Raw genomic sequence first — 9,770 nt, forward strand, 5'->3', positions numbered from 1 at the left:
GCACGTACGCCGCGTCGTAGCCGACGTCGCGCAGGTCGCTCGCGAGCTGCCAGCGGCGCAGCAGCTGCAGCTTGCCGTGCGCGAGATCGGTCGCGTAGACATCGTGGATCTCGGGCATCCGCTCGAGCACGGGCGCGACCCACGAGGGTGCGACGGCATCGATCGCGATGCGGGGATGGAGTTTCTTCAGCAGCGCAAAAAGCGGCTGCGCCATCAATGCGTCACCGATCCAGTTCGGTGCGATAACCAGCGCTCGACGCATCAGGTCGACTTCCGATGTCGTAATGAAGCACGGCGCTCGGGCGCCGCGTTCGGGTTGCCAGAATGGAGACGGGCGGCGCGCCGGACTCCCGGCTGCGCCGCCTTGCGGGACGGTGGGCCTTCAGGCCCGGCCGCCGGGGCTCAGTGGCCCTTGACGACCTCGCCGTCGCGCAGCTTGTAGCGCGTGCCGCAGTACGGGCAGCGCGCCTCGCCGTGCGACACGTCGATGAAGACGCGCGGGTGGGCATTCCAGCGCGTCATGGCCGGGTTCGGGCAATAGGCGGGAAGATCCTTGGCCGTCAGCTCGACGAGCGGCATTTCCTTGATTTCACTCATGAGACTTTCTCTTATCACTCTTGTGTGGGGCGGTCGGGGCGCGGCGCGCTCAGACCTTCGTCAGCCAGTGCGCGTACTTCGCGTTCTTGCCCGACACGATATCGAAAAACGCCGACTGGAGCTTTTCCGTGACGGGGCCGCGCGCGCCGCTGCCGATCGTGCGGTTGTCGAGTTCGCGGATCGGCGTGACTTCGGCGGCCGTGCCGGTGAAGAACGCTTCATCGGCCGTGTAGACCTCGTCGCGCGTGATGCGCTTCTCGATGACCTCGATGCCGGCGTCCTTCGCGAGCGTGATGACCGTGTCGCGCGTGATGCCGTCGAGGCACGACGACAGGTCGGGCGTGTACAGCTTGCCGTTGTTCACGAGGAAGAAGTTCTCGCCGGAGCCTTCCGACACGTAGCCGTCGACGTCGAGCAGCAGCGCCTCGTCGTAGCCGTCGGCCGTCGCTTCCTGGTTCGCCAGGATCGAGTTCACGTACCAGCCCGACGCCTTCGCGCGCACCATCGACACGTTCACGTGGTGGCGCGTGAACGACGACGTCTTCACGCGGATGCCCTTCGCGAGGCCGTCCTCGCCGAGGTACGCGCCCCACGGCCATGCGGCGATCGCGACGTGGATCGTGTTGCCCTTCGCGGCCACGCCGAGCTTTTCCGAGCCGACCCAGATGATCGGGCGCAGGTAGCACGACTCGAGCCGGTTCTCGCGCACGACCGCGAGTTGCGCGGCTTCGAGCGTTTCGCGGTCGAACGGCACGTCCATCTGGAAGATCTTCGCGGAGTTCAGCAGACGTTTGGTGTGCTCGCGCAGACGGAAGATCGCGGTGCCGCCGTCGGCCGTCTTGTACGCGCGCACGCCCTCGAAGACGCCCATGCCGTAATGCAGCGTGTGGGTCAGGACGTGGATCTTGGCGTCGCGCCAGTCGATCAGCTTGCCGTCCATCCAGATCTTGCCGTCGCGGTCGGCCATTGACATACGATTCTCCTGGAAGCGGTGGTGTGCTGCGGGTTGTGCAGCGTTGAGCCGGAAAGACGCTTATTTTAGCGTCATTTGGGGGCGATCCGGTCGGCCGGCGCGGGGCCGGCGCTATAATCGTCCGGTACCGATTCCAATAACGATGGGTCGCACCGGCAGGAGGCGCCGGCGTCCCGACGAACCGCCCGCTGCGGCCCGCTTTCCGATGCTCGCTCGATTGTCCGCCACCGACCGCTTCGCGCTGATCCAGGGCGCACGCGACTATTCCCCGACACTGATGGCGATCCTGTCCTGGGGGCTCGTCACCGGCATCGCGATGAGCAAGTCCGTGATGACGCTCGGGCAGGCGAGCGCGATGTCGCTGTTCGTCTACGCGGGCTCGTCGCAGCTCGCGGTGCTGCCGCTCCTCGCGGCGAAGCTGCCGATCTGGACCGTGCTGCTCACGGCCGCGATGGTCAACATGCGCTTCGTGATCTTCAGCGCCGGGCTGGCGCCCCATTTTTCCTACCTGCCGCTGTGGCGGCGCCTCGCGATCGGCTATTTCAACGGCGACGTGATCTACCTGCTGTTCCAGAAACAGGGCTTCGCGTACGGCCGCGTGCCGGGCAAGGAAGCGTATTTCTGGGGGATGGCGCTCGCGAGCTGGGCGTCGTGGCAGGTGTCCTCGCTCGCCGGCATCCTGCTCGCGAGCGTCTTTCCGGCGAGCTGGGGGCTGGAGCTGGCCGGCACGCTCGCGCTGATCCCGATCATGGTGTCGGCGGTCGCGAACCGCTCGACGCTCGCGGCCGTCGCGGTCGCCGGGATCGTGTCGCTCGTCGCGTTCGACCTGCCGTACCGGCTCGCGCTGCCGATCGCGGTGCTCGCCGCGCTCGCGGCCGGCTGCACAGCCGATTTCTTCGTCGAGCGGGCCGACTGGCGGCGCATCCGTACCGAAACCGTGCACGAAAAGGACATGGAATGAGCGCGACCGAGATCTGGATCGTCATCGTCGGGATGACGATCGTCACGGCCGTCACGCGCGCGCTGTTCCTGATCGGCGGCGAGCGCACGGTCTTGCCCGAACGCGCGCAGCGCGCGCTGCGCTACGCGCCGGCCGCCGCGCTGGTCGCCGTCGTGCTGCCCGACGTGCTCGAAACGCCGGCCGGGCTGTCGTTCGCGCTGTCCAACCATCCGTTCTACGCGGCGCTCGCCGGCCTCGGCTGGTTTTTGTGGCGGCGCAGCATGCTCGGCACGATCGTCGTCGGCATGCTCGTGTTCACCGCGCTCCGCCTGATCTTCTGATGGGCCGCCGTTCCGGCCTGGCCGGCGCCGCCCGGTTGCGCGCGCGTATTGCTGCACTGCCGCAATGCGTCCGTGCCGGCGCGCGATCCCAAATAGGCGGAATTCGCCGCCGCACGGGTCAGTCTGCCGGGTGGATCGGCTAGAATGCCCGTTCGAGATTTTTTACCCGTGCGCGTCATGCGAACCGCCAGCCACGGCCGCATCCGGCGCCCTTTCGCGGCAGCCCGCGCACGTCCAGCGTGAACCCCCTTTCCCCATCCACTACTTCAATCTGTTCAACATGAGCCAAGTCAAGCGTCTTACCGACCTGATCGCCGCCGGCCAGCTCGCCGGCAAGCGGGTGTTCATCCGCGCCGACCTGAACGTCCCGCAGGACGATCACGGCAACATCACCGAGGACACCCGCGTGCGCGCGTCCGTGCCGGCCATCCAGGCCGCGCTCGACGCCGGCGCGGCCGTGATGGTCACGTCGCACCTCGGCCGTCCGACCGAAGGCGAATTCAAGCCGGAAGACTCGCTCGCGCCGGTCGCCAAGCGTCTCGCCGAACTGCTCGGCCGCGACGTGCCGCTGGTGTCGAACTGGGTCGAGAACGGCGTGAACGTCGCGCCGGGCCAGGTCGTGCTGCTCGAGAACTGCCGCGTGAACAAGGGCGAGAAGAAGAATTCGGATGAGCTCGCGCAGAAGATGGCGAAGCTCTGCGACGTGTACGTGAACGACGCGTTCGGCACCGCGCACCGCGCGGAAGCGACCACCCACGGGATCGCGAAATACGCGCCCATCGCGTGCGCGGGCCCGCTGCTGGCGGCCGAACTCGACGCGCTCGGCAAGGCGCTCGGCAACCCGGCCCGCCCGCTGGTGGCGATCGTCGCCGGCTCGAAGGTGTCGACCAAGCTGACCATCCTGAAGTCGCTGGCCGGCAAGGTCGACCAGCTGATCGTCGGCGGCGGCATCGCGAACACGTTCATGCTCGCGGCGGGCCTGTCGATCGGCAAGTCGCTCGCGGAAGCCGATCTCGTCGCCGAGGCGAAGGCGATCATCGACGAAGCGCGCGAGCGCGGCGCGTCGGTGCCGATCCCGACCGATGTCGTCACCGCCAAGGAATTCTCGCCGACGGCCGCGGCCACGGTGAAGCAGGTCGCCGACATCGAAGCGGACGACATGATCCTCGACATCGGCCCCGATACGGCCAAGGCACTCGCGAGCCAGCTCGAGAAGGCCGGCACGATCGTGTGGAACGGCCCGGTCGGCGTGTTCGAGTTCGACCAGTTCGGCAACGGCACCAAGACGCTCGCCGAAGCGATCGCCAAATCGTCCGCGTTCTCGATCGCGGGCGGCGGCGACACGCTCGCGGCCATCGCGAAGTACGGCATCCACGACCAGGTCAGCTACATCTCGACGGGCGGCGGCGCCTTCCTCGAGTTCCTCGAGGGGAAGAAGCTGCCGGCGGTGGAAGTGCTCGAAACGCGGGCGGCCTGAGCGTGGCGGCGCGCGCAGGGGTGACGAAGGCCGCGCGCTCCGCGAAAGCGGAGCAGCCGGCCGGCGCGGGCAAGCGCAAACGCGCGCCCGCGCGGGCGAACACCGCCCCGCGCGCACCGGCGGCCGCCGGCGACGCGGCCGTGCAGCACCACGAATTTCAGAACAAAGCGATGCCGGGCACCAGCACCGGCACGCTCCCCGGAGCGGCGGCCGCTGGGCCTGCCGCTTCCGGCTCTCGCAGCGTTTCACCCAGCGCATCCACCTTGATCCAGATGAGGAGTTTCATGCAGCGCGCCACCAAGATAGTCGCCACGATCGGCCCGGCATCCAGTTCGCCGGAGATTCTGCTGCAGATGATGCAGGCGGGCCTCGACGTCGTGCGGCTCAATTTTTCGTCACGGCACGGCCGACGATCACCGCCAGCGCGCCGAAATGGTGCGTGAGGCCGCCCGCAAGGTCGGGCGCGAGATCGCGATCATGGCCGACCTCCAGGGCCCGAAGATCCGCGTCGGCAAGTTCGAGAACGGCAAGACCACGCTCGTGCCGGGGCAGCCGTTCATTCTCGATGCGGGCTGCGAACTCGGCAACGACGAGCGCGTCGGCCTCGACTACAAGGAGTTGCCGCGCGACCTGAAGCCGGGCGACCTGCTGCTGCTGAACGACGGCCTGATCGTGCTGACCGTCGAGCGCGTGCTCGGCGACGAGATTCACACGACCGTCAGGGTGGGCGGCGAGCTGTCGAACAACAAGGGGATCAACCGCCAGGGCGGCGGCCTGTCGGCGCCGGCGCTGACCGCGAAGGACATGGAAGACATCCGTACCGCGATGTCGCTCGGCGCGGACCTCGTCGCGGTGTCGTTCCCGAAGAATGCGACCGACATGGAAATGGCGCGCCAGCTCGCGAACATCGCGGGCGCGCCGTACGGCATCAAGCCGAAGATGATCGCGAAGATCGAGCGCGCTGAGGCGATTCCGGCGCTGCAGAGCATCCTCGACGCGTCCGACGGCATCATGGTCGCGCGCGGCGACCTCGCGGTGGAAGTCGGCAACGCGGCCGTGCCGGCGCTGCAGAAGCGGATGATCCGGATGGCGCGCGAGTCGAACAAGCTCGTGATCACCGCGACGCAGATGATGGAATCGATGATCTACGCGCCGGTGCCGACCCGTGCGGAAGTATCGGACGTCGCGAACGCGGTGCTCGACGGCACCGACGCGGTGATGCTGTCGGCCGAGACGGCCGCCGGCAAGTATCCGGTCGTCACGATCGAGACGATGGCGGCCGTGTGCGTCGAAGCGGAAAAGTCCGAAGAAGTCGAGCTGGACAAGGATTTCCTCGACCGCACGTTCACGCGGATCGACCAGTCGATCGCGATGGGCGCGCTGTTCACCGCGTATCACCTGGGCGCGAAGGCGATCATCGCACTGACCGAATCGGGCGCGACCGCGCTGTGGATGTCGCGTCACTACACGCACGTGCCGATCTTCGCGCTGACGCCGCGCGTCGGCAGCGAGCGCACGATGGCGCTCTATCGCAACGTGACGCCGCTGCACGTCGACTTCAACAGCGACCGCGATTCGGCGCTGCAGGCGGCGCTCGAGATCGTCGTCAAGCAAGGTTACGTGCAGCATGGCGACATGGTCGTGCTGACCGTCGGCGAGCCGATGGGGCAGGCGGGCGGCACCAACACGCTGAAGATCGTGCGGGTCGGCGAGCACTATTGAGCGCCGGCTAAGCCGCATCGAGCCGGCCCGCGGTCGGCTACCCGGATCGGCCGAAGCTGATCCGTCACCGTTTTTGCACAAAAGCCGCGCGGGGTCCGAAGCCCCGCGCGGCTTTTTTTCTCCTTTTTGGCCGCATTGTGCCGTGCGAACGTAACAAATTGCGAGCGGGGCCCTCCGGGCGGTCGGAATCGGAGGCGCTTCGCGATAAAATGCGGCTATTCGACGCTCAGCCGCGCCGCGCCGTCCCGGTTCAGAGGGGAGCGAGCGCCGCGCCGGCGTCAGGGCGCACCGGTTTTCATTCCAAGGAGTTCCACAATGCCTCTCGTATCAATGCGTCAATTGCTGGACCACGCGGCAGAGCACGGTTACGGCCTGCCGGCCTTCAACGTGAACAACCTGGAGCAGGTCCAGGCGATCATGGCGGCGGCGGATCAGGTCGGCGCGCCCGTGATCATGCAGGCATCGGCCGGCGCGCGTAAGTATGCGGGCGAGCCGTTCCTGCGCCACCTGATCGAAGCGGCGGTCGAATCGTATCCGCACATCCCGGTCGTGATGCACCAGGATCACGGCCAGTCGCCGGCCGTCTGTACGGCCGCGATCCGCAGCGGCTTCACGAGCGTGATGATGGACGGTTCGCTCGAAGCCGACGGCAAGACGGTCGCATCGTACGAGTACAACGTCGACGTATCGCGCAAGGTCGTCGAGATGGCGCACTCGATCGGCGTGACGGTCGAAGCCGAACTCGGCGTGCTCGGCTCGCTCGAGACGATGAAGGGCGACAAGGAGGACGGCCACGGCGCGGAAGGCACGATGACCCGCGAGCAGCTGCTGACCGATCCGGAGCAGGCCGCCGACTTCGTGAAGCTCACGCAGTGCGACGCGCTCGCGATCGCGATCGGTACGTCGCACGGCGCGTACAAGTTTTCGAAGAAGCCGACGGGCGACATCCTGTCGATCCAGCGCATCAAGGAAATCCACGCGCGCATCCCGAACACGCACCTGGTGATGCACGGTTCGTCGTCGGTGCCGCAGGAACTGCTGGCCGAGATCCGCGAATTCGGCGGCGACATGAAGGAAACCTACGGCGTGCCGGTCGAGGAAATCCAAGAAGGCATCAAGCACGGCGTGCGCAAGATCAACATCGACACCGACCTGCGTCTGGCGATCACCGGCGCGATCCGCCGCTACCTGTTCGAGAACCCGGGCAAGTTCGATCCGCGCGACTACCTGAAGCCCGCGCGCGAAGCCGCGAAGAAGGTGTGCGTCGACCGTTACCTCGCGTTCGGCTGCGAAGGCCAGGCCGGCAAGATCAAGCCGGTGTCGCTCGACAAGATCGCCGAGCAGTACAAGTCGGGCGCGCTCGCACAGGTCGTGCGCTGAGACTGTAGTACGATTTGCCCCGCCTGGTTCTGCCGCCGGGCACGGGCTGGCCGCCCGGTCGGCCGGATTCGATCCGGCCCCGGCAGCCGTTCCGTCCGGCCGAACGAGGGCCGGCCGGCAGCCGCCCGGGCGTTGCGCCCGCCGGTTCGCCGACGTATTGCAAGACCGCCGTTCCCGCCTGCCGCGGGGAACGGCGTTTCCCTTTTTGTTTGGCTCCTTATCTGCGAAAAGACGATGTCTACCCTTTACGAATCCACGCTCCGCTCGCTGCCGCTCCTCGGTCGCGGCAAGGTTCGCGATAACTACGCGGTCGGCAACGACAAGCTCCTGATCGTCACGACCGATCGCCTGTCGGCGTTCGACGTGGTGATGGGCGAGCCGATTCCGAACAAGGGCCGCGTGCTGAACCAGATGGCGAACTTCTGGTTCGACAAACTCGCGCACATCGTGCCGAACCATCTGACGGGCGACGCGCCGGAAGCGGTCGTCGCGGCCGACGAGGTCGAGCAGGTGAAGGGCCGCGGCGTGGTCGTCAAGCGCCTCGAGCCGATCATGATCGAAGCGGTCGTGCGCGGCTACCTGGCCGGCAGCGGCTGGAAGGAATACCAGGCGTCGGGCGCCGTGTGCGGCGTGCAGCTGCCGGCGGGCCTGCAGAACGCGCAGAAGCTGCCCGAGCCGATCTTCACGCCGGCCGCGAAGGCCGAGATGGGCGAGCACGACGAGAACATCACGTTCGAGGAAACCGAGCGCCGCATCGGCACCGAGCTGGCCGCGACGATCCGCGACATCTCGATCAAGCTGTACAAGGAAGCGGCCGACTACGCGGCGACGCGCGGCATCATCATCGCCGACACGAAGTTCGAATTCGGCCTCGACAACCACGGCAAGCTGTACCTGATGGACGAAGTGCTGACCGCCGATTCGTCGCGCTTCTGGCCGGCCGACCAGTACGAAGTCGGCACCAATCCGCCGTCGTTCGACAAGCAGTTCGTGCGCGACTGGCTCGAGGCGCAGCCGTGGGGCAAGACGGCGCCGGCGCCGGCGCTGCCGGCCGACGTCGTCGAGAAGACGGCCGCGAAGTACCAGGAAGCGCTCGAGCGCATCACCGGCCAGTCGCTCGCCTGATCGAGGTACCGACGACATGAGCGAAATCCAGACTGCCCACACGCACAGCGCGCCGCTCATCGGCGTGCTGATGGGTTCGAGTTCCGACTGGGACGTGATGAAGCACGCGGTCGCCATCCTGCAGGAATTCGGCGTGCCGTACGAAGCGAAGGTCGTGTCCGCGCACCGGATGCCCGACGAGATGTTCGACTATGCGGAGAAGGCGCGCGAGCGCGGGCTGCGCGCGATCATCGCGGGCGCCGGCGGCGCCGCGCACCTGCCCGGCATGCTGGCCGCGAAGACCACGGTGCCCGTGCTCGGCGTGCCGGTCGCGAGCAAGTACCTGAAGGGAGTCGATTCGCTGCACTCGATCGTGCAGATGCCGAAGGGCGTGCCGGTCGCGACGTTCGCAATCGGCGAGGCCGGCGCCGCGAATGCCGCGTTGTTCGCGGTGTCGATCCTGTCCGGCAACTCGGTCGACTACGCGAACCGGCTCGCCGCGTTCCGCGTGCGCCAGAACGAAGCCGCGCACGCGATGGTGCTGCCGCCGCTGGAATGACGGCATGGCGCGCGGCCGCACGACGCGGCCGGCGCCGGATTTTCCCACTGCGGCGGGCCGTTCCGCGTTCCGCCGCAACCGACCACTGACATGACCGCAACTCCTGATTCCGTTTCCCCGATCCTGCCCGGCGCGTGGCTGGGCATGGTCGGCGGCGGCCAGCTCGGCCGCATGTTCTGCTTTGCCGCCCAGTCGATGGGCTATCGCGTCGCCGTGCTCGATCCCGATCCGGCGAGCCCCGCCGGCGCGGTCGCCGATCGGCACCTGCGCGCGGCGTACGACGACGAAGCCGCGCTTGCCGAACTGGCCGACCTGTGCGAGGCCGTATCGACGGAGTTCGAGAACGTGCCGGCCGCGAGCCTCGATTTCCTCGCGCGCACGACGTTCGTCGCCCCGGCTGGCCGCTGCGTCGCGGTCGCGCAGGACCGGATCGCGGAGAAGCGTTTCATCGAGGCGTCGGGCGTGCCGGTCGCGCCGCACGTCGTGATCGAATCGGCGGCGGCGCTTGCCGCGCTCGACGATGCGGCGCTTGACGCGGTGCTGCCGGGCATCCTGAAGACGGCCCGCCTCGGTTACGACGGCAAGGGCCAGGTGCGCGTCGCCACCGCGCAGGAAGCACGCGACGCGCATGCCGCGCTCGGCGGCGTGCCGTGCGTGCTGGAGAAGCGCCTGCCGCT

At 67.7% G+C, this 9,770-nt stretch carries 10 protein-coding genes and 2 pseudogenes; 8 read left to right on the top strand and 4 right to left on the bottom strand.

What is annotated here, in order from left to right:
• The 3 genes and pseudogenes from JMF90_RS10595 to JMF90_RS10605 form a co-directional block, all read right to left on the bottom strand.
• A pseudogene (locus JMF90_RS10595) lies at positions 1-262 on the bottom strand (lipopolysaccharide heptosyltransferase II); the annotation flags it as partial.
• A gap of 140 nt (positions 263-402) precedes the next feature.
• On the bottom strand, positions 403-597 hold the full coding sequence (locus JMF90_RS10600) for a zinc-finger domain-containing protein (protein WP_006482499.1): 195 nt from the start codon (positions 595-597) through the stop codon (positions 403-405).
• A gap of 49 nt (positions 598-646) precedes the next feature.
• Positions 647-1,570 carry a branched-chain amino acid transaminase gene (locus tag JMF90_RS10605; RefSeq protein WP_011546109.1) on the bottom strand — a complete coding sequence of 308 codons (924 nt, stop codon included), beginning with the start codon at positions 1,568-1,570 and terminating at the stop codon, positions 647-649.
• Between the two features lie 205 nt (positions 1,571-1,775).
• On the opposite strand from JMF90_RS10605, the gene JMF90_RS10610 reads away from it, so the two are divergent.
• The 3 genes from JMF90_RS10610 (at position 1,776) to JMF90_RS10620 (ending at position 4,328) form a co-directional block, all read left to right on the top strand.
• Positions 1,776-2,531 carry an AzlC family ABC transporter permease gene (locus JMF90_RS10610; RefSeq protein WP_012329152.1) on the top strand — a complete coding sequence of 252 codons (756 nt, stop codon included), beginning with the start codon at positions 1,776-1,778 and terminating at the stop codon, positions 2,529-2,531.
• Complete coding sequence (locus JMF90_RS10615; protein WP_006477942.1) at positions 2,528-2,851, top strand: AzlD domain-containing protein; 324 nt, start codon at positions 2,528-2,530, stop codon at positions 2,849-2,851. Before JMF90_RS10610 ends, JMF90_RS10615 begins: the two co-directional genes overlap by 4 nt.
• 280 nt (positions 2,852-3,131) lie before the next feature.
• The gene (locus tag JMF90_RS10620; RefSeq protein ID WP_011694387.1) at positions 3,132-4,328 is read left to right on the top strand and encodes a phosphoglycerate kinase; all 1,197 of its coding nucleotides are present in this window, start codon (positions 3,132-3,134) and stop codon (positions 4,326-4,328) included.
• A gap of 157 nt (positions 4,329-4,485) precedes the next feature.
• Here JMF90_RS10620 and JMF90_RS40605 read toward each other — a convergent pair whose 3' ends face one another.
• Complete coding sequence (locus tag JMF90_RS40605; protein WP_257785890.1) at positions 4,486-4,614, bottom strand: hypothetical protein; 129 nt, start codon at positions 4,612-4,614, stop codon at positions 4,486-4,488.
• Here JMF90_RS40605 and pyk point away from each other — a divergent pair.
• The 5 genes and pseudogenes from pyk to JMF90_RS10645 all read left to right on the top strand — a co-directional run.
• Positions 4,613-6,050, top strand: a pseudogene (gene pyk, locus JMF90_RS10625) (pyruvate kinase). The gene JMF90_RS40605 and the pseudogene pyk sit on opposite strands and share 2 nt — an antisense overlap.
• A 315-nt stretch (positions 6,051-6,365) precedes the next feature.
• On the top strand, positions 6,366-7,430 hold the full coding sequence (gene fba, locus JMF90_RS10630; protein ID WP_006481730.1) for a class II fructose-bisphosphate aldolase: 1,065 nt from the start codon (positions 6,366-6,368) through the stop codon (positions 7,428-7,430).
• A 234-nt stretch (positions 7,431-7,664) separates the two neighbouring features.
• Complete coding sequence (locus JMF90_RS10635) at positions 7,665-8,555, top strand: phosphoribosylaminoimidazolesuccinocarboxamide synthase (RefSeq protein ID WP_006477945.1); 891 nt, start codon at positions 7,665-7,667, stop codon at positions 8,553-8,555.
• A gap of 16 nt (positions 8,556-8,571) precedes the next feature.
• A complete protein-coding gene (purE, locus tag JMF90_RS10640; RefSeq protein WP_006477946.1) occupies positions 8,572-9,093 on the top strand; it encodes a 5-(carboxyamino)imidazole ribonucleotide mutase in 522 nt (173 codons plus the stop codon).
• 90 nt (positions 9,094-9,183) lie between these two features.
• A partial coding sequence (locus tag JMF90_RS10645) for an ATP-grasp domain-containing protein (protein WP_201325091.1) occupies positions 9,184-9,770 on the top strand: 587 nt, incomplete at its 3' end.

The sequence above is a fragment of the Burkholderia sp. E168m23 genome, assembly GCF_016586125.1.
Taxonomy (GTDB): Bacteria; Pseudomonadota; Gammaproteobacteria; order Burkholderiales; family Burkholderiaceae; genus Burkholderia; species Burkholderia orbicola.